General features: G+C 63.8%; 19 protein-coding genes. 7 read left to right on the forward strand and 12 right to left on the reverse strand.

The annotated features are described in order from the left end of the window. Positions 1-88: 88 nt before the first annotated feature. The 5 genes from SB756_RS21430 to dadA all read right to left on the reverse strand — a co-directional run bounded on the left by SB756_RS21430 (position 89) and on the right by dadA (position 5,911). Positions 89-1,945, reverse strand: a complete 1,857-nt coding sequence (locus SB756_RS21430; RefSeq protein ID WP_341797116.1) for an acetyl-CoA hydrolase/transferase C-terminal domain-containing protein — start codon at positions 1,943-1,945, stop codon at positions 89-91. A gap of 226 nt (positions 1,946-2,171) precedes the next feature. Then, positions 2,172-2,576, reverse strand: coding sequence for a c-type cytochrome (locus SB756_RS21435; RefSeq protein WP_033692624.1), 405 nt, complete (start codon positions 2,574-2,576; stop codon positions 2,172-2,174). 154 nt (positions 2,577-2,730) lie between these two features. After that, positions 2,731-3,279, reverse strand: coding sequence for a cupin domain-containing protein (locus SB756_RS21440; protein WP_016489803.1), 549 nt, complete (start codon positions 3,277-3,279; stop codon positions 2,731-2,733). A gap of 109 nt (positions 3,280-3,388) precedes the next feature. Further along, positions 3,389-4,462: an alanine racemase gene (gene alr / locus SB756_RS21445; RefSeq protein ID WP_410911798.1), complete on the reverse strand. Its 1,074-nt coding sequence runs from the start codon at positions 4,460-4,462 to the stop codon at positions 3,389-3,391. 144 nt (positions 4,463-4,606) lie between these two features. After that, complete coding sequence (dadA, locus tag SB756_RS21450) at positions 4,607-5,911, reverse strand: D-amino acid dehydrogenase (protein ID WP_410911800.1); 1,305 nt, start codon at positions 5,909-5,911, stop codon at positions 4,607-4,609. A gap of 156 nt (positions 5,912-6,067) precedes the next feature. Here dadA and dadR point away from each other — a divergent pair, with 156 nt between their 5' ends. Then, on the forward strand, positions 6,068-6,556 hold the full coding sequence (gene dadR / locus SB756_RS21455; protein WP_003258963.1) for a transcriptional regulator DadR: 489 nt from the start codon (positions 6,068-6,070) through the stop codon (positions 6,554-6,556). Positions 6,557-6,558: 2 nt separating this feature from the next. On the opposite strand, the gene SB756_RS21460 is transcribed toward dadR, so the two are convergent. Next, positions 6,559-6,912 (reverse strand): YkgJ family cysteine cluster protein, encoded by a 354-nt coding sequence (locus SB756_RS21460; RefSeq protein ID WP_341797118.1) that lies wholly within the window; start codon positions 6,910-6,912, stop codon positions 6,559-6,561. A gap of 197 nt (positions 6,913-7,109) precedes the next feature. Between SB756_RS21460 and SB756_RS21465 the strand changes: the two genes are divergently transcribed. After that, positions 7,110-8,402 carry an NAD(P)/FAD-dependent oxidoreductase gene (locus SB756_RS21465; RefSeq protein ID WP_410911802.1) on the forward strand — a complete coding sequence of 431 codons (1,293 nt, stop codon included), beginning with the start codon at positions 7,110-7,112 and terminating at the stop codon, positions 8,400-8,402. Positions 8,403-8,444: 42 nt separating this feature from the next. On the opposite strand, the gene SB756_RS21470 is transcribed toward SB756_RS21465, so the two are convergent. Further along, positions 8,445-8,675, reverse strand: coding sequence for a DUF1127 domain-containing protein (locus tag SB756_RS21470; RefSeq protein ID WP_410911804.1), 231 nt, complete (start codon positions 8,673-8,675; stop codon positions 8,445-8,447). A 178-nt stretch (positions 8,676-8,853) separates the two neighbouring features. Here SB756_RS21470 and SB756_RS21475 point away from each other — a divergent pair, with 178 nt between their 5' ends. Continuing rightward, positions 8,854-10,284, forward strand: coding sequence for an aminotransferase class I/II-fold pyridoxal phosphate-dependent enzyme (locus tag SB756_RS21475; protein ID WP_174370591.1), 1,431 nt, complete (start codon positions 8,854-8,856; stop codon positions 10,282-10,284). A 59-nt stretch (positions 10,285-10,343) separates the two neighbouring features. After that, positions 10,344-11,894, forward strand: coding sequence for a phospholipase D family protein (locus SB756_RS21480; RefSeq protein ID WP_341797120.1), 1,551 nt, complete (start codon positions 10,344-10,346; stop codon positions 11,892-11,894). 37 nt (positions 11,895-11,931) lie between these two features. Here SB756_RS21480 and SB756_RS21485 read toward each other — a convergent pair whose 3' ends face one another. Continuing rightward, the gene (locus tag SB756_RS21485; protein ID WP_410911806.1) at positions 11,932-13,071 is read right to left on the reverse strand and encodes an MFS transporter; all 1,140 of its coding nucleotides are present in this window, start codon (positions 13,069-13,071) and stop codon (positions 11,932-11,934) included. Between the two features lie 202 nt (positions 13,072-13,273). Further along, entirely contained in the window at positions 13,274-14,767 is a 1,494-nt protein-coding gene (locus SB756_RS21490) for an aldehyde dehydrogenase (protein ID WP_049275895.1), read from the reverse strand. Positions 14,768-14,963: 196 nt separating this feature from the next. Between SB756_RS21490 and SB756_RS21495 the strand changes: the two genes are divergently transcribed. Next, positions 14,964-15,323 carry a cupin domain-containing protein gene (locus SB756_RS21495; RefSeq protein WP_019472525.1) on the forward strand — a complete coding sequence of 120 codons (360 nt, stop codon included), beginning with the start codon at positions 14,964-14,966 and terminating at the stop codon, positions 15,321-15,323. Between the two features lie 77 nt (positions 15,324-15,400). On the opposite strand, the gene rpmG is transcribed toward SB756_RS21495, so the two are convergent. Then, positions 15,401-15,556: a 50S ribosomal protein L33 gene (gene rpmG, locus SB756_RS21500; RefSeq protein WP_003253507.1), complete on the reverse strand. Its 156-nt coding sequence runs from the start codon at positions 15,554-15,556 to the stop codon at positions 15,401-15,403. A gap of 11 nt (positions 15,557-15,567) precedes the next feature. Further along, positions 15,568-15,804 carry a 50S ribosomal protein L28 gene (rpmB, locus tag SB756_RS21505; protein WP_003253504.1) on the reverse strand — a complete coding sequence of 79 codons (237 nt, stop codon included), beginning with the start codon at positions 15,802-15,804 and terminating at the stop codon, positions 15,568-15,570. A gap of 361 nt (positions 15,805-16,165) precedes the next feature. Between rpmB and SB756_RS21510 the strand changes: the two genes are divergently transcribed. Further along, a complete protein-coding gene (locus SB756_RS21510; RefSeq protein WP_084967367.1) occupies positions 16,166-17,773 on the forward strand; it encodes an ABC transporter substrate-binding protein in 1,608 nt (535 codons plus the stop codon). A gap of 61 nt (positions 17,774-17,834) precedes the next feature. Here the strand turns inward: SB756_RS21510 and radC are convergent, their stop codons facing one another. Continuing rightward, positions 17,835-18,515, reverse strand: coding sequence for a RadC family protein (radC, locus tag SB756_RS21515; protein WP_410911808.1), 681 nt, complete (start codon positions 18,513-18,515; stop codon positions 17,835-17,837). A 128-nt stretch (positions 18,516-18,643) separates the two neighbouring features. Here radC and coaBC point away from each other — a divergent pair, with 128 nt between their 5' ends. Further along, positions 18,644-19,855: a bifunctional phosphopantothenoylcysteine decarboxylase/phosphopantothenate--cysteine ligase CoaBC gene (gene coaBC / locus SB756_RS21520; protein WP_016489816.1), complete on the forward strand. Its 1,212-nt coding sequence runs from the start codon at positions 18,644-18,646 to the stop codon at positions 19,853-19,855. Positions 19,856-19,859: the final 4 nt, after the last annotated feature.

The following is a 19,859-nucleotide window of genomic DNA, read 5'->3' on the forward strand; positions in this document are numbered from 1 at the left end:
CACAGGTACTGCACAAGGCTCGGCCTCTGTGAAACTCCTGTGGGAGCTGGCTTGCCGGCGATGGGCTGCAAAGTAGCCCCGGCAATTTTCAGGTCGCCGCCAACCCTGCCAGCAAAAGCCGCTGATACAGCTCTTCCTTCAATCCCTGCGGAGCGGCCAGCCCCATCCGCCCCAGGTGCCCTTGATACCCCTCCGGCCCCGGCGCATCCAACGCTGCCTTGCCCAGCTCCAGCACCTCGCTCAGCTTGAACTTGCTCTTCAACCAGTTCAGCGCCCGCAACAGGTCGCGCTCTTCAGCCGTGAAGTCCGTCCCCATCGGATACTCCGGGAACAGCCGCGCATGCCGCACCCTGATTGCCTCCAACCGCTGCGGCGTATTGTCAGTAAAGCGAGCGTCCAGCTCAAAATCCTTGGGCAGCTTGCCGGCCTCTTTTGCCTGCTCGATGAGCCCCTGCTGGAAACGCGAATCGCTCACCGCCAGCAACCGCGCAATCACCTCGCTGTCGGTCTGCCCACGCAAGTCGGCAATGCCGTATTCGGTCACCACGATATCGCGCAGGTGCCGGGGTATGGTGCAGTGGCCATACGTCCAGAACAGGTTTGAAGTCACCTCCCCGCCTGCCTCGCGCCAGCTGCGCAGCAGCAGAATCGAGCGCCCTCCCTCTAGCGCATGGCCTTGGGCGACGAAGTTGTACTGCCCGCCCACGCCACTGAGCACGCGGCCGTCTTCCAGCTGATCGGCCACCCCGGCGCCGAGCAAGGTCATGGCGAATGCCGTGTTGATGAAGCGCGCATCGCGGCGCTGACGTCGCTTGAGTTCTTCCTGCCCGTACAGCTCGTTGATGAAGCTGATACGGGTCATGGCAAACCGCGCGCGCTGTTCGAGTGGCATCTCCCTCAACCGCTGGTAGAACGCCTGCGGGCCAAGGAAAAAACCGCCATGCACCACTGGCCCTTCGTCATCGGCCGGGCGCCGCAGCAGGCCTGCTTCGGCCAGTACCAGCAGGCCATTGACGAACATCTCGCTGCAGCCGTACAGGCCTTGGGCAAACGTCCCCAGCCCCCCTTCGCGCTCGATCAGCGCATGCCACGGGCCCGTATCCAGCTCGTCGAGCAAGGCGCGGTAGCCTGCGTTGTCACCCTGGCGGGCCAGCAACGCGGCGGCAACTGCATCGCCCATTGCACCGATGCCGATCTGCAGGGTGCCGCCATCGCGTACCAGTGTGCTGGCGTGCAAGCCGATGCAGTGGTCCTGGGTGCCCACCGGCATGTTCGGTGTGGAGAACAGGCGACGTTGCTCGGCCTCGTCGATCAACAGGTCGAACGCATCGATGGGCAGTTCCGCATCGCCGGGCATGTAGGGCAGTTCGGCGTGCACCTGGCCGAGCATGAGGATGGTCTCGCCGGCCGCGCGGCGCTTGGCGATCATCGGCAGCAGGTCGAGGGTGATGTCGGGGTTGCAGGCAAGGCTCAGGTGAACAGGCCTTTCAGGTGTGGCGGCCACCAGTTGCGCGACCAGGTTCAGGCCCTTGGCGTTGATGTCGCGTGCGGCGTGGCTGTAGTTGCTGCTGATGTAATCCTGCTGGGCAGCCTCGCTGTGCAGCAGGCTGCCGGGCTGCATGAAAAACTGCTCGACGCGGATGTTCGGCGGCAGGCTGTCATTGCGCAGGTCGGCAAGGTAGTCGAGCTCTTCGTAGTCGGCGAAGACGCGCTCGACGAAGGGTTCGAGAAAGCGCCGCTGCAGGCCGTCGCCCAATGGTGGGCGGCCGAGGGACAGCGCCGTGTAGATAGTCAGCCGCCGCTCGGGCAGCTCGCGCACCCGGGCGTACAGGGCGTTCACGAAAGCATTAGGCTTGCCCAGGCCCAAAGGCAGGCCCATGTGGATATGGGCTGGCAGCCGGGACAAGACCTGCTCGACAGCCTGGTCGATGGAGCAGAGGTGCATCGGGGCCTCCTGAGACATCCATGGGTTCAGGGGTTGGACATGGCACTGGCGGGTTGGTTGCCTGTGCTGGCCCTTTCGCGGGCACGCCCGCTCCCACAGGATAACCACAATCCTCAGGTTCTGTGGGGGACTTGTGGGAGCGGGCGTGCCCGCGAAAGGGCCAGCACAGGCACCACAAAAACAAAGCCCGCCATCAACGGCGGGCCTGATGCAATTCAGCTGTGTCTTACAGCCCGGACATCTTCTTGATCGCCCCTTTCAGGTCGTCATCCGAGCAGTCCGCGCAGGTGCCTTTGGGCGGCATGGCGTTGATGCCGGTAATGGCCTTGGCCAGGATGCCATCCAGGCCGCCCTGGTGGTCGGCGCGTTCTTTCCACGCGGCGGTATCGCCCACTTTAGGCGCACCAAGCAGCCCGGTGCCATGGCAGGCATTGCAGTGCTTGGCGATGATCTCATCTGGGGTCTTGGCACCCCCGCCTCCCGCTGCAACAGCCACTTCCATGCCTTTGCATTCCTGGCCCTGGACGCACACCTGGCCAACCGGCTCCAGGCGTTTGGCAATGTCGTCATTGGTCGCAGCGGTTGCGCTCATTGCCCAGAGGGCGAATACGGCTGCTGGTACGGCCAGCATCTTCTTGATTTGGTTCACGCGAACACCCTCATGGTGGCTAATCACGCTCGCGGCCACGGAACGGCGAGCGTTGAAAAGTATAGCGGGAACCCAGAGGCCGTGAAACGACCCTACACGGGAAAGGGGTATTGCCGAATCAATGCACTGCGCTGGATCAAAAGTTTGAAGGCGTCGCCGCACTGATCAGGCGCGCAGGCTGGTTGAAAGGGTTGCGAAAGCGGTGCGGACGCGTGCTTTCGAAGTAGTAGCTGTCGCCTTCTTCCAGGATGAAGATCTCGTTGCCGACCACCAGCTCCAGCCGCCCTTCGAGCAGGATGCCGGTTTCCTCGCCGTCATGGGTGAGCATCTCGGCACCGGTGTCGGCACCTGGCGGATACACCTCGGTGAGAAACGCGATGGCACGGTTGGGGTGCGACTTGCCGACCAGCTTCATGGTCACCGCGCCATCCGAGATATCAATCAGCTCGTGGGCCTTGTAGACGATCTGAGTGGGGCTTTCAGGTTCCAGCTCGACCGAAAAGAACTCGACCATCGACATGGGAATGCCGCTCAGCACCTTGCGCAGCGAACTGATGGAGGGGCTCACGCTGTTCTTCTCGATCATCGAGATGGTGCTGTTGGTCACACCGGCACGCTTGGCGAGTTCGCGCTGGGACAGGCCCTTGAGCTTGCGGATGGCTTGCAGTCGTTCGCCGACGTCCAAAGCTGGAGCCTCCTGAAACGGTGGAAAGGGGGGTGGATGTGAACGATATCATGGCAATGCCGTTCAGTATTTACAACACACCGCCCCTCAACCTGTCCGCTTCAGCGTGTCATTCGCCGATGTAGTCCCGCGGTACCCGCTTCAGGTTGCAGAAGATCTGGTAAGGAATAGTGCCCGCGTGTGCGGCCACTTCGCTGGCCAGCACCTGCTTGCCCCACAATTCGACCGGGCTGCCGACGGTGGCTTGCGGCACGTCGGTCAGGTCGATGTTGAGCATGTCCATCGACACCCGGCCGATCAGCTGAGTGCGCTGGCCGGCGACCAGCACCGGGGTGCCGTTGGGTGCCTGGCGCGGGTAGCCATCGGCATAGCCCATGGCGACCACGCCAACACGGGTTGGCCGTGGGCTGACGAACTTGGCGCCGTAGCCCACCGGCTCGCCGGCAGGCAGCTCGCGCACGCTGATGACCCGCGATTGCAGGGTCATCACCGGTTGCAGGCGTGCGGCCTGGGCCTGGGGCACTTCGAACGGCGTGGCGCCGTACAGCATCAGGCCTGGGCGTACCCAATCGCCGGGCGCTTGCGGCCAGCCCAGCACGCCGGGCGAGTTGCGCAGGCTGCACTCGGCAGCCAGGCCCTGGCGGGCGGCTTCGAACACGGCGATCTGCTGGGCGGTAGCGTCGGCATTCAGTTCGTCGGCGCGGGCGAAGTGGCTCATCAGCACGATGCGCGAAACCTTGCCGCTGGCCAGCAGGCGCTGGTAGGCGTCGTGGTAGTCCTTGGGGTGCAGGCCGACGCGATGCATGCCGCTGTCCAGCTTCAGCCAGACGGTGAGCGGCTTATGCAGCTGGGTTTTCTCGATGGCTTCCAGCTGCCACAGCGAGTGCACCACGCACCACAGGTCGTGCTCGGCAATCAGCGCCAGCTCGCTGGCTTCGAAGAAGCCTTCCAGCAACAGCACCGGGGCCTTGATACCGGCGGCGCGCAACTCCAGCGCCTCTTCGATGCAAGCCACGGCAAAGCCGTTGGCTTCGGCCTCCAGGGCCAGGGCGCAGCGTACGGCACCGTGGCCATAGGCGTCGGCCTTGATCACGGCGAGGGCTTTGGCACCGGTCAGTTCACGGGCCAGACGGTAGTTGTGGCGCAGGGCCTGGAGGTCGATCAGGGCGCGGGCGGGACGCATGGCGGCTGCCTTATGGTGGTTCGGGTTGAAAACGGTATTGGATTCTTCGCGGGCTCGCCCGCTCCCACAGGAGCATCACAGGTATTGAAGACTGTGCAGTACCTGTGGGAGCGGGCGAGCCCGCGAAAAGGCCGGTACAGGCTATTACTGCTGGTGAACCGGCGCGCCCTGCCCGTGCTTGGTCGCTTCCCGGCTGTTGCCATAACGGGAAATGTCCAGGCCTTCGGCACTGATCTGCGGTTTCTTGCGCGCAATCAGGTCGGCCAGCAGGCGACCGGAGCCGCACGCCATGGTCCAGCCCAGGGTACCGTGACCGGTGTTCAGGAACAGGTTGCGGAACGCCGTGGCACCAACGATCGGTGTGCCGTCCGGGGTCGCCGGACGCAGCCCGGTCCAGAAGCTGGCCTGGCTCAGGTCACCGCCGCGAGGATAAAGGTCGTTGACGATCATCTCCAGCGTTTCGCGCCGACGCGGGTTCAGCGACAGGTCAAAACCGGCAATTTCAGCCATGCCGCCAACCCGGATACGGTTGTCGAAACGGGTGATCGCGACCTTGTAGGTCTCGTCGAGAATGGTCGAAGTCGGGGCCATGTCGCCGTTGGTGATCGGTACGGTCAGCGAGTAGCCCTTCAGCGGGTACACCGGCGCCTTGATGCCCAGCGGCTTGAGCATCTGCGGCGAGTAGCTGCCCAGCGCCAGCACGTAGCGGTCAGCGGTTTCCAGCTTGCCGTCGATCCACACGCCATTGATGCGGTCGCCCGCGAAGTCCAGGCGTTGGATGTCCTGGCCAAAACGGAACTCCACACCCAGCTTGATGGCCATGTCGGCGAGCTTGGTGGTGAACATCTGGCAGTCGCCGGTCTGGTCGTTAGGCAGGCGCAGGGCGCCGGCCAGAATGTCCTTCACGCCAGCCAGGGCGGGTTCGACGCGGGCAATACCCTCGCGGTCCAGCAGTTCGTAAGGTACGCCAGACTGCTCGAGCACAGCAATGTCCTTGGCCGCGGCATCCACCTGGGCCTGGGTGCGGAACAGCTGGGTGGTACCCAAAGAGCGGCTTTCATAGGCAATGCCGGTTTCGGCGCGCAGTTCGTCCAGGCAGTCGCGGCTGTACTCGGACAGGCGCACCATGCGCTCCTTGTTCACCGCGTAACGGCTGGCGGTGCAGTTGCGCAGCATCTGCGCCATCCACAGGTACTGGTCGACGTCGCCGGTGAGCTTGATGGCCAGGGGAGCGTGGCGCTCCAGCAGCCACTTGATGGCCTTCAGCGGCACGCCTGGGGCGGCCCAGGGCGAGGCATAGCCGGGCGAGATCTGGCCGGCGTTGGCAAAACTGGTTTCCATGGCCACCGCCGACTGGCGGTCAACCACCGTCACTTCGAAACCTTGCCGGGCCAGGTAGTAGGCACTGGCGGTTCCGATTACACCGCTACCAAGTACCAGAACTCGCATCGTTATATCCCTCACACGCGGCACGCCGCAGACTTTTATTGATATGGCATGAATGGGCGCAGTATAGGAATTTGAGACCAGTGCAATTCACTATATAAAAGCCTATTATTGGCGAGAATTCTCGGCAAAATCGCCTTTCACGGAGGGGCATCCCCTATGAGAACCCAGCACCAGAGCAAGCGTGAACTGGACAAGATCGACCGTAACATCCTGCGGATCCTGCAGAATGACGGGCGTATTTCCTTCACCGAACTGGGCGAGAAAGTTGGGCTGTCCACCACCCCTTGCACCGAGCGGGTTCGCCGTCTGGAGCGCGAGGGCATCATCATGGGCTACAACGCCCGCCTGAACCCGCAGCACCTCAAGGGCAGCCTGCTGGTGTTCGTGGAAATCAGCCTGGACTACAAGTCGGGCGACACCTTCGAGGAGTTCCGCCGCGCGGTGTTGAAGCTGCCCCACGTGCTGGAATGCCACCTGGTGTCAGGTGACTTCGACTACCTGGTGAAGGCGCGCATTTCGGAGATGGCGTCGTACCGCAAGCTGCTTGGCGACATCCTGCTGAAGCTGCCGCACGTGCGCGAATCGAAGAGCTACATCGTGATGGAAGAGGTTAAAGAAAGCCTCTGCCTGCCGATCCCGGACTGAGGCTAGACCAGCACCTGGCGGGTGGTGGCAATGAACTGGTGCACGAGCTGCTCGGCTGCGGGCTCGATCATCGGCTCAGGGCCACGGCCACGCGGGCAGGCCATGCGTGGCGTGGTGCCAAAAAGGCGGCAGATCATCGGGCGCTCTTCATACACCGTGCAACCGTTGGAGCCTAGGTGCACACAGTCCAGGCGCTCTAGGGCAGCTGCCTGCTCGGCCTGGGACTTGCGCGGCAGGCGGGCCATTTCTTCTGTCGACGTGGTGACCGGGCCGCAGCAGTCGTGGCAGCCGGGCTCGCACTCGAACGAGGGAATGAGTTCGCGCAGGAAGTGGATCTTGTGACGGTTGCAGGACATGGCTAGGTACAAAATTGAAGACTGGAGTTGGATTATAGGGCCAATCGCCCGCAAGCCAGCGCCCACAAGTGCACCACTGGTCTCAGCCTTTGCACAGCTCCTGTGGGAGCTGGCTTGCCGGCGATGAGGCCGGTTGCCCACCCTAGAGCCCCGGCTTATCCTCCCCCACTAGCCCACCAGCACCCAGGAACGAACCAATGATCCACAGCGCGCAGCACGCCGCCTCCTATTACGCCGCCAGCAGCGCGCCACACCCTGACTACGCCTTCCTGCAGGGCGAGCACAGCGCCGATGTATGCATCGTCGGCGGCGGCTACTCGGGCCTGAACACTGCCATCGAACTGGCCGAACGCGGCCTGTCGGTCATCCTGCTGGAAGCGCGCAAACTGGGCTGGGGCGCCAGCGGGCGCAATGGCGGGCAGTTAATCCGCGGCGTCGGCCACGGCCTGGAACAGTTTCTGCCGGTAATAGGCGAGGAAGGCGTGCGCAGCATGAAGCTGATGGGCCTGGAGGCCGTGCAGATCGTCCGCGAGCGGGTCGAGAAGCATGCCATCGCCTGCGACCTGACCTGGGGCTACTGCGACCTGGCCAACAAGCCAGCCGAGCTGCTGGGCTTTGCCGAAAACGCCGAAGAACTGCGCAGCCTGGGCTACGCGTATGAGCTGCGGCTGGTCGGCAAGGACGATATCCACAGCGTGGTCGGCGCCGACTGCTATGTGGGCGGGCTGATCGACATGGGCTCCGGCCACCTGCACCCGCTCAACCTGGCCTTGGGTGAAGCGGCCGTGGCCAGCAGCCTGGGCGCAAAGCTGTTCGAGCAGTCCGAGGTTACCCGCATCGACTACGGCCCCGAAGTGCAGGTGCATACCGCCCAGGGCCGGGTACGCGCCAAGACCTTGGTGCTGTGCTGCAACGCCTACCTCAACGGCCTCAACCGCGAGCTGGGCGGCAAGGTGTTACCCGCCGGCAGCTACATCATCGCCACCGAGCCGCTGGGCGAAGAGCGCGCCCGCGCGTTGTTGCCGCAGAACATGGCGGTGTGTGACCAGCGCGTGGCGCTGGATTACTACCGGCTGTCCGCCGACCACCGCCTGCTGTTCGGCGGTGCCTGCCACTATTCAGGCCGCGACCCGAAAAACATCGCCGCCTACATGCAGCCCAAGATGCTCAAGGTGTTCCCGCAGCTGGCCGACGTGCGCATCGACTACCAATGGGGCGGCATGATCGGCATTGGCGCCAACCGCCTACCGCAGGTTGGCCGCCTGGCCAGCCAGCCAAACGTGTATTACGCTCAGGCCTACTCAGGCCATGGGCTCAACGCCACCCACTTGGCCGCGCGGCTGCTGGGCGAGGCCATCAGTGGCCAGGAAAGCGGGCGTTTCGATCTGTTCGCCAAAGTGCCGCATATCACCTTCCCCGGCGGCAAGCACCTGCGCTCGCCGCTGCTGGCGCTGGGCATGCTGTGGCACAGGCTTAAAGAGCTGATCTGAAAACTGACGAGGTCGGCGTCGGAGCGGCCTTGCGTCTCGTTGTTAGTCTTTCCAGAAGGGTTTACGCCCTTCGGTACGGGCCTGCTCCCAGCTCAGCCCGACATCGCGCAACTCGTCATCCGTCAGCTGCAGCAGCGCCCTACGGGTGTGCCAGCGATGCAGCATCAGCCCCCAACGCCCAAGCCCTTCCGGCGCTTTGAATACCTTGGCCTGCTGCCCGGCTTCCAGTTCCCTGGCCATCAGTTGCAAGCGCACATCGCTCATGCCGCCCATCACCGCACCCTCTCGTTCAGTTGATACCGTGGAGACAGGATGCGCGTCGGCACCATCGACAATACAGATCCAATACAGCCTTATTATTCCCATACAGAATTGGCCGTCGGCCGACTGAATGCTGTATTTTCAGCCCAACTGTACCGGTCGCTATGCCAATGCAGCGCAGGAGTATGCCGTGACCCTCTACCTGAACCTGGCCGAACTGCTCGGCGCCCGTATCGAGCAAGGCCTGTATCGCCCCGGCCAGCGCCTGCCATCGGTGCGCGCCCTGAGTGTGGAACACGGAGTAAGCCTGAGCACCGTGCAGCAGGCCTATCGCATGTTGGAAGACGGCGGCATGGTCTCGCCCAAGCCCAAATCCGGCTACTTCGTCAGCGACCACCGCCACCTGCCAGCCCTGCCCGCCGTAAGCCGCCCGGCCCAGCGCCCGGTGGATATCTCGCAGTGGGAACAAGTGCTGGAGCTGATACGCAGCACGCCGCGCCAGGATGTGGTCCAGCTCGGCCGTGGGATGCCCGACATCAACAGCCCTACCCTCAAGCCGCTGTTGCGTAGCCTGGCTCAGTTGAGCCGGCGCCAGGACATGCCTGGCCTGTACTACGACAACATCCACGGCAACCTGGCCCTGCGTGAGCAGGTGGCGCGGCTGATGCTCGACTCCGGTTGCCGCCTGAGCCCGGCCGACCTGGTCGTGACCACCGGTTGCCACGAGGCGCTGTCGTGCAGCATTCGTGCGGTCTGCGAGCCAGGCGACATCGTCGCGGTCGACTCGCCCAGCTTCCACGGTGCCATGCAAACCCTGAAGGGCCTGGGCATGAAGGCGCTGGAAATCCCCACAGACCCGGTGACCGGCATCAGCCTGGAGGCGTTGGAACTGGCGCTGGAACAGTGGCCGATCAAGCTCATCCAGATCACCCCCAGCTGCAACAACCCGCTCGGCTACATCATGCCCGAGGCCCGCAAGAAGGCCCTGCTGAGCCTGGCCCAGCGCTACGACGTGGCGATTCTGGAGGACGATGTGTACGGCGACCTGGCGTACACCTACCCGCGCCCGCGTACGCTCAAGTCGTTCGACGACGATGGCCGCGTGCTGTTCTGCAGCTCGTTTTCCAAGACCCTCGCCCCCGGCCTGCGGGTGGGCTGGGTGGCGCCCGGGCGCTACCTGGAGCGGGTGCTGCACATGAAGTACATCAGCACCGGCAGCAGCGCCAGCCAGCCGCAGCTGGCCATCGCCGACTTCATCGCCGGCGGCCACTACCAGCCCCACGTGCGGCGCATGCGCAGCCAGTACCAGCGTGGCCGAGACCTGATGAGCGAATGGGTAACCCGCTACTTCCCGCCGGGCACCCGCGTCAGCCGCCCCCAGGGTGGCTTCATGCTGTGGGTGGAACTACCCGAACATTTCGATACGCTGCGCCTGAACCGGGCTTTACTGGAGCAAGGTGTGCAAGTTGCGGTGGGCAGCATCTTCTCGGCTTCGGGCAAGTTTCGCCACTGCCTGCGCATGAACTTCGCCGCGCGGCCGACGCCGCAGATCGAGGCTGCCGTGCGCAAGGTAGGGGAAACCGCCCTTCGTCTACTGGATGAAGAAAGCGCCGACGCGTAACTTTGCGCCGCCCGCGACGGTCCAACCCCAAAGCCCTTGCTGCACAGGACGATCCACCCTTGAGACTCCAGCACGCCTTGCCTCTGCTGCTGGTGCTGCTCGGCCTTGCCGGCTGCGCCAGCGTCAGCTCGCCCCGCGAAACCAGCCAGGCGCTGCCCGCCAATGACTCCGCCTTCGGCCGCTCGGTACTGCGCCAGGCAGCACCCTACGGCGGCCGTTCGGGCTTTCGCCTGCTGCCCAACAGCAATGAAGCGTTCCGCGCCCGTGCCGAACTGATCCGCAACGCCCAAGCGAGCATCGACCTGCAGTACTACATCGTCCACGACGGCCTCAGCACCCGCGCCCTGGTGCATGAACTGCTGCGTGCCGCCGACCGTGGCGTGCGTGTGCGCATCCTGCTGGACGACACCACCAGCGACGGCCTGGACACCATCATGGGCACCCTCGATGCCCACCCCAACATCCAGATCCGCGTGTTCAACCCGCTGCACCTGGGCCGCAGCACAGGCGTAACGCGCGCCATGGGCCGGCTGTTCAACCTGTCGCGCCAGCACCGGCGCATGCACAACAAGCTGTTCCTGGTGGACAACAGCATGGCGATTGTCGGCGGGCGTAACCTGGGCGACGAGTATTTCGATGCCGAGCCCAACCTCAACTTCACCGACATCGACCTGCTGGGTATAGGCCCGGTGGCCGAGCAGCTGGGGCACAGTTTCGACCAATACTGGAACAGCGCCCTCAGCCGGCCGATCACCGACTTCCTCTGGCATGAGCCGGATGCCAACGACCTGCGTGCCAGCCGCCATCGCCTGGAAGTGTCCCTGGCCGAGGCGCGCACCCAGCGCAAAGCCCTGTACGACCGCTTGATGGCCTACCAGTCGCAACCGCGCCTCGATGTGTGGCGCAACGAGCTGATCTGGGCACACGCCCAAGCGCTATGGGATGCCCCAAGCAAGGTGTTGGCCGACGACGAGCCAGACCCGCAACTGCTGCTGAGCCAGCAACTGGCACCAGACCTGGCCAACGTGCACCGCGAGCTGATCCTGGCTTCGGCCTACTTTGTGCCGGGTGAACCGGGGCTGCTGTACCTGACCGGCCGCGCCGACGCCGGCGTTTCGGTGAAACTGCTGACCAACTCGCTGGAAGCCACCGACGTGCCGGCGGTGCATGGCGGCTATGCACCCTATCGCCGGGCCTTGCTTGAGCACGGGGTGGAGCTTTACGAGCTTCGCCGCCAGCCAGGCGATCCCAGCGCAGGGCGGTTGAGCTTCCGTGGCAGCTCCGATTCGAGCCTGCACACCAAGGCGATCGTTTTCGACCGGCGCAAGACTTTCATAGGCTCGTTCAACTTCGACCCACGTTCAGTGCTGTGGAACACCGAGGTCGGGGTGCTGGTAGACAGCCCGGAGCTGGCCGAATACACCCGCGAACTGGCCCAGCAGGGCATGGCGCCCGCGCTGAGCTATCAGGTGAAATTGATGGGTGACAAGCTGGTGTGGGCCACCGAGGACAATGGCCAGCGGCACGTACTGACGTCTGAACCGGGTGGAATGTGGCGGCGGTTCAATGCCTGGATCAGCAAGGCGGTTGGCTTGGAGAAGATGTTGTAGTTGCCATCTTTGGGGCTGCTTGCAGCCCCAAAATCCATCAGGCAGAAACCGGTTCAAACGCCCCACGCCGCTGGGTCAACACCACAAGCCCCGCAGCCCCGGCCGCCATCAGCCACAACAGCGCATGCCCGCTGACCCACTGGCTCCCCGCCCCCGCCAGCAACGGCCCGAGCAGGCAACCAATACCCCACAGCTGCGCAACATGGGCGTTGGCCCGCACCAGCGCATCATCACGGTAGCGCTCGCCAATCAGCACCAGCGACAAGGTGAACAAGCCCCCTGCACTGGCCCCGAACAACACCCACAACGGCCAGATCGCCGGGGTATGCAGCAAGAGCGGAATCGCCAGGCTGGACACCAGCAACGTCACCGCGCAGCCGGTGAACAGGGTGCGGCGCGACATATGATCGGCCAACGCGCCGATGGGCAACTGCAGCAACGCATCCCCCACCACCACGGTACTGACCATGAACAGGGCGATCTCGGTGGTGAAGCCCTGCTGCAAGCAATACACCGGCAGCAAGGTAAGGATCATCGCCTCGAACGAAGCGAACAGGGCAATGGCCCAGGCGATCACCGGCAAACGCCGGCAGAAACGGAACAGGTCGCCGAAGGTAACGTTGCAGGCTTCCGTGCTGGGTGCACCGCCACGCCCCAACAGGATCAGCGGCGCGACCAGCAGCAGGCCCGTCGCGGCCCAGAAACCGAAGTCGTCATCGGAGCCGAGAAAGCCCAGCACCAACGGCCCGGCCAGCTGGCTCAAGGCGTAGCTGCTGCCGTACAACGCCACCAGGCGGCCACGCCATTGCTCGACCACCAGCTGGTTGATCCAGCTTTCGCCGAGGATGAACACCACGGTCAGGGACATGCCGATCATCAGCCGCAGCAGCAGCCACAGCGGGTAGCTTGGCAACAGGGCCAGCAGGCCGATCGACAGCGCCCCACCCCACAGGCACAGGCGCATCGCCGAGGGCACGCCAACCCAGCCTGCCAGGCGGCTGGCCAGGCTGGCACCGGCCAGTACGCCCAGCGCCGGCATCGCCGCCATCACACCGATGGCAAAGCTGCCGTAGCCCCAAGCCTCCAGGCGCAGGGACACCAGCGGCATGCTCACGCCAAGCGCCAGCCCGACACTGAGCACCGATGCCAGTACGGCGAAGTAGGTACCCCAACGCATTGCAGCCTCCCAGCCAGAATTCGTGAACAGCAAAAACGACGAAGCCGGGTCAGCGTGAGCCGACCCGGCTATTGTTGGGGCTGCTGTGCAGCCCATCGCCGGCAAGCCGGGCTCCCACAGGTACAACGGAGGCCTTGCGGGCTGCGAAGAACCTGTGGGAGCTGGCTTGCCGGCGATTGGGCCGCAACGCGGCCCCCTGGAGTTACAGCTTGATCCAGGTCGCCTTCAGCTCGGTGTATTTCTCCAGCGCATGCAGCGACTTGTCACGACCGTTGCCCGACTGCTTGAAGCCACCGAACGGTGCGGTCATGTCGCCGCCGTCGTACTGGTTGACCCAGACGCTGCCAGCGCGCACGGCACGGGCGGTCTTGTGGGCCTTGGAAATGTCCGACGTCCAGATGCCAGCGGCCAGGCCGTATGGCGTGTCGTTGGCAATGGCGATGGCCTCTTCGGCGGTGTCGAAGGCAATCACCGACAGCACCGGGCCGAAGATTTCTTCCTGGGCAATGCGCATGGCATTGGTCACGCCGTCGAAGATGGTCGGCTCGACGTAGGTGCCGCCAGTCTCTTCCAGGGTGCGCTTGCCGCCGGCCAGGAGCGTGGCGCCGTCCTTGTGGCCAGCCTCGATGTACGACAGCACGGTGTTCATCTGCTGGGTGTCAACCAGGGCACCGACCGTGGTCTGTGGGTCCAGCGGGTTGCCTGGTTTCCAGCCTTTCAGGGCCTCGACCACCATCGGCAGGAACTTGTCCTTGATCGAACGCTCGACCAGCAGGCGCGAGCCTGCGGTGCACACTTCGCCCTGGTTGAAGGCGATGGCGCTGGCAGCGGCTTCGGCAGCAGCTTGCAGGTCCGGCGCGTCGGCGAAGACGATGTTCGGGCTCTTGCCACCGGCTTCCAGCCAGATGCGCTTCATGTTCGATTCGCCTGCGTACACCATCAGCTGCTTGGCGATCTTGGTCGAACCTGTGAACACCAGGGTGTCGACGTCCATGTGCAGGGCCAGGGCCTTGCCTACGGTGTGGCCATAGCCTGGCAGCACGTTCAGCACGCCAGCCGGGATACCGGCTTCGATCGCCAGCTGGGCAATGCGAATGGCGGTCAGCGGCGATTTTTCGGACGGTTTGAGTACGACCGAGTTACCGGTGGCCAATGCAGGGCCGAGCTTCCAGCAGGCCATCAGCAGCGGGAAGTTCCACGGTACGATGGCACCGACCACACCTACCGGCTCGCGGGTAACCAGGCCAAGCTGGTCATGCGGGGTCGGGGCGACTTCGTCGTAGACCTTGTCGATGGCTTCGGCAGTCCAGTGAATGGCTTGAGCCGCACCCGGGATGTCGATGCTGGAGGAGTCGCCAATCGGCTTGCCCATGTCCAGGGTTTCAAGCAGCGCCAGCTCTTCAACGTTCTTGCGCAGCAGGTCGGCGAAGCGGATCAGCTTGGCCTTGCGCTTGGCCGGGGCCAGTTGCGACCACACACCGGCGTTGAAGGTGGCGCGGGCGTTTTCCACAGCGCGGTTGGCATCGGCCAGGTCGCAGCTGGCAACCTTGGCCAGGAAGCGTCCGTCGACCGGGCTCAGGCACTCGAAGGTTTCACCGGATGCGGCATCGGTGTATTCGCCGTTGATGAAGGCGCGGCCTTCGATCTTCAGTTGCTGGGCACGTTGTTCCCAGTCCGCACGGGTCAGGGTAGTCATACGAAACTCCTCCTCTTGTTTAGGTGCAACGCCGCACTGAGGACTCACAGGCGTTGTCAGAATTCTGGCCGGGCGACGAGCGCACACTGGCAAGCGATACCCTAAACCAGCCGGTGTAAACTATCAATATATTTGACACGAAAGGCTGAAAAGCCTACTGATGTTCATTTTATTAAACAAAAACAGGAGCCGCACCATGAGAATCGACAGCATCATCGACTTCGCGCAGGTCATCACCGAGGCCGAACGCTACCGCCCGGCGGCGGAGAAAATCCTCAAGGGCGAGCCAGACCAGGCGGTCTACAACCACTACTCCAGCCCTTGCGGGCAGTTTGCCGCAGGCGTGTGGGAAGGCGAGGTGGGGCAGTGGACGGTGAACTACACCGAGCATGAGTATTGCGAAATCGTCCAGGGCGTTTCGGTGCTGCGCGACCAGGATGGCGGGGCCAAGACCCTGCGTGCCGGTGATCGGTTTGTCATCCCTGCCGGGTTCACGGGCACTTGGGAAGTGCTGGAGCCTTGCCGCAAGATCTATGTCATGTTCGAGCAGAAGTAAGGCCCGCGAAGACGCCCTGACAGACATAAAAAAACCCGCGTCCTTTCGGAAGCGGGTTTTTTCAGGTTGCCGATCAATTACTTGATCTTGGCTTCCTTGTACACCACGTGCTTGCGAACAACCGGATCATATTTCTTGATCTCGATTTTGTCCGGGGTGGTGCGCTTGTTCTTGTCGGTGGTGTAGAAGTGGCCGGTACCGGCACTCGAAACCAGACGGATCAATTCACGCATGATGTTCTCCCTTAAACCTTGGCGCCAGCTTTACGGATGTCAACCAGAACGGCGTCGATGCCGCGCTTGTCGATGATACGCATGCCCTTGGCGGAAACGCGCAGACGCACGAAACGCTTCTCGGATTCAACCCAGAAACGGTGGTGCTGCAGGTTCGGCAGGAAACGACGACGGGTTTTGTTGTTTGCGTGGGAAATGTTGTTCCCGGTTACTGGACCCTTACCAGTAACTTGACAGACTCTCGACATGACTCAGCCCTCTAAAACCACATGCCCAACCCGGCATGGGTTGGCCGCTTAATCTCTCAGTCTTTGGCGCCTGGGCGCCGTGATTCTGGAGGTCTTATCGACCGGATCCGCTTATGCGACAGGCCGAGCCCCTAGAAAAGAGCGCTGCTTTATACCAGAAAGACTTGGCTGCAACAACACTAGATACACATTGACGCAACCCAGAACGTGCCGGGCCAGCATAGCGGCAGGCCCCGTCGGCCGTCGACCACTCGTCGCCATATTTGTAAAAAAGGGTGTGGTCATTTACCGACGGGCGCACTAGGGTAGGCCTTTTCCAGACTGCACTGGCAGATGGGCCACCGACAGCCAAGGAGCCACCATGCGTGCTGCCGCCCTTTCCTTATTGTTCAACTCACTGTTCGCCGCCGGCGCCCTGTTCGCTGCCGGCGTAGCCCAGGCCGCGCCGCTGAGCGTTTGCAGCGAAGCCAGCCCCGAAGGCTTCGACGTGGTGCAGTACAACTCGCTGACCACCACCAACGCCACAGCTGACGTGCTGATGAACCGCCTGGTGGAGTTCGACGCGGCGCAAGGCAAGGTGGTGCCGAGCCTGGCAGCCAGCTGGACGGTGTCGGCCGACGGCCTGGTGTATGATTTCACCCTGCGCGATGGCGTGAAATTCCACACCACCCCCTACTTCAAGCCAGGCCGTGAGCTGAACGCCGACGACGTGCTGTTCAGCTTCCAGCGCATGCTCTACCCCGCCCATGCCTGGCACAAGACCGCACCGGGTGGCTACCCGCATGCCCAGTCGCTGCAACTGGGCAGCCTGATCAAGGCAATCGAGGCGCCGGCGCCAAACACCGTGCGCTTTACCCTCAGCCACCCGGACGCCACATTCCTGGCCACGCTGAGCATGGGCTTCGCCTCGATCTACTCCGCCGAATATGCCGACAAGCTGCTGAAGGCCGGCACGCCCGAGAAGCTCAACAACCAGCCGATCGGCACCGGGCCGTTCGTCTTCCAGCGCTTCCAGAAAGACGCCGTGGTGCGCTATCGCGCCAACCCTGACTACTTTGCCGGCAAGCCGGCGGTCGACCCGCTGATCTTCGCCATTACCACCGATGCCAACGTGCGCCTGCAGAAGCTCAAGCGTGGCGAGTGCCAAGTGGCCCTGTCGCCCAAGCCGCTGGACATTGCCGAAGCAGGCAAGGACGGCAACCTCAAGGTGGCCACGACCCCGGCATTCATGACTGCCTTCGTCGCCATCAACAGCCAGCACCCGCCGCTGGACAAACCGGAAGTGCGCCAGGCCATCAACCTGGCGTTCGACAAGCAGGCCTACCTCAAGGCCGTGTTCGAAGGCTCCGCAGTGGCCGCCAACGGCCCCTACCCGCCCAGCACCTGGAGCTATGCCAAGGACCTGCCCGGCTACCCGCTGGACCTGAAGAAAGCCAAGGCCCTGCTGACCAAGGCCGGCTTGGGCGATGGCTTCAGCACCACCATCTGGACCCGCCCGTCGGGCAGCCTGCTCAACCCCAACCCCAGCCTTGGCGCGCAGATGCTGCAGGCCGACCTGGCCAAGATCGGCGTCAAGGCCGAGATCCGCGTAATCGAATGGGGCGAGTTGATCCGCCGCGCCAAGGCCGGCGAGCACGACCTGCTGTTCATGGGCTGGGCGGGCGACAACGGCGACCCGGACAACTTCCTCAGCCCGCAGTTTTCATGCGCTGCGGTCGAGTCGGGGACCAACTTTGCCCGCTTCTGCGACAACCGCCTGGACCAGCTGATCAGCGCCGGGCGCACCACCAACGACCAGAGTGTGCGTAGCCGGCTGTACCAGCAGGCGCAGACGTTGATCCAGCAACAGGCGCTGTGGGTACCGCTGGCGCACCCGAAGGCGGCGACGCTGCTGCGCCAAGGTGTGGAGGGGTACCAGGTGAGCCCCTTCGGGCGGCTGGATTTCAGCAAGGTGTCGGTGACCAAGTAACCCTGTGCTGGCCCCTTTGCGGGCTTGCCCGCAAAAAGGCCAGCACAGGCAGTACCAAGGCCTAAGCCACAATCCACCCATGCTCGACCATCGACAACGGCTCCCCGTCGCCGATGATGATGTGGTCCAGCACCCGCACGTCGATCAACGCCAACCCCCGCTTCAGCGACAAGGTCAGATGGACATCGTCCTGGCTCGGCTCGTTGTGGCCTGAAGGATGGTTGTGGCACAGGATCAGCGCCGCCGCGTTGTGCAGCAGTGCCCGGCGCACTACCTCCCGTGGGTAGACACTGGCCCGGTCTATCGTGCCCCTGAACAGGATCTCAAACGCCAATGGGCGGTGCTTGGTATCCAGAAACAGGCAACCGAACACCTCACTGATCTCATGGCGCAACATGGCCTTGAGATAGCGCCGCACCGCCGCTGGGCCCTCTAGCGCCGGTGCGCGCTCGAGGTTCTCATCCAGATAACGCCGGCCAATCTCCAACAGCGCCTGTAACTGTGCGTATTTCACGGTGCCAATGCCCGGCTCGCGCAGCACCGCTTCGCGTTCGGCCTCAAGAAACTGCCTAAGCCCGCCAAAACGCACCAGCAGCCCTCGCGCAAGGTCCAGCACATTGCGCCCGGCAACCCCCGAGCCCAGCAATACGGCGAGCAACTCTGCATCCGAGAGCGCAGCAGCCCCGCGCAGCAGCAACTTCTCCCGCGGCCGTTCTTGCGCCGGCCATTCCCTGATATTCATCCCCGCCCCCTGCCCTTGCTGCGGCCCATTTCGACCCTGTGTTAATCTATTTCGCCTCGTACATGCGACGTACTGCCGCAGGCAATTTCAAACGTCGCCGCCCGCTCTCACTGGAAAAAGGCAAGCCTATGCAGCGGCTGTATCGCAAGCGCATCGTTCTCGGCGTGGGTGGCGGCATTGCCGCCTACAAAAGCGCCGAGCTGATCCGCCGTCTCCTGGAGCACGGCGCGCAGGTGCGCGTCGTCATGACCCGTGGTGGTGCCGAGTTCATCACCCCGCTGACCCTGCAGGCGCTGTCGGGCCACCCGGTGCACATGGACCTGCTTGACCCTGCCGCCGAAGCGGCCATGGGCCATATCGAACTGGCCAAGTGGGCCGACCTGGTGCTGATCGCCCCGGCCACGGCCGACCTCATGGCGCGCATGGCCCAAGGCATGGCCGACGACCTGCTGACCACCCTGGTGCTGGCCACTGACGCCACCGTCGCCGTGGCCCCGGCCATGAACCAGGCCATGTGGCGCGACCCGGCTACCCAGGCCAACCTCGAACTGCTCAAGAGCCGTGGCATCCAGGTGTTCGGCCCGGCGTCCGGCAGCCAGGCCTGTGGCGACGTGGGCCTGGGCCGCATGCTCGAAGCCACCGACCTGGCCTGGTGCGCCGCAGAAAGCTTCAAGCGCCAGGCGCTGACCGGCAAGCACGTGCTGATCACCGCCGGCCCGACCCAGGAAAACATCGACCCGGTGCGCTACATCACCAATCATAGCTCCGGCAAGATGGGCTTCGCCCTGGCCGAAGCGGCTGCCGAGGCCGGGGCTCGGGTCACCCTCGTTACCGGCCCTGTGCACCTGCCAACCCCCGACCGGGTCAGCCGCATCGACGTGGTCAGCGCGCGGGACATGCTCGCGGCCTGTGAAGCGGCCATGCCGTGCGACCTGTTCATCGCCTCGGCGGCGGTTGCGGACTACCGCCCGGAGGTCGTTGCCACGCAAAAGTTGAAGAAAGATCCTACGACCGGCGACGGCATGCTGCTGCAGATGGTGCGCAATCCCGATATCCTTGCCACCATTGCTGGCCGCAGCGACCGCCCGTTCAGCGTCGGCTTCGCCGCCGAAACCGAACACCTGCTCGATTACGCCACGCGCAAGCTCAAGGACAAGAACCTCGACCTGATCGTCGCCAATGATGTGGCCAACCCCAGCATCGGCTTCAACAGCGAAGAAAACGCCTTGACCGTGATCGACCGCCAGCAGCACCAGACCCTCTTCGCGCAGACCAGCAAGGGCAAGATCGCCCGGCAACTGGTCGCCTTCATCGCCGATCGGCTCAACCAGGTTCAATAAGTTA

The organism is Pseudomonas sp. SIMBA_068 (assembly GCF_046534705.1).
Lineage (GTDB): Bacteria > Pseudomonadota > Gammaproteobacteria > Pseudomonadales > Pseudomonadaceae > Aquipseudomonas > Aquipseudomonas putida.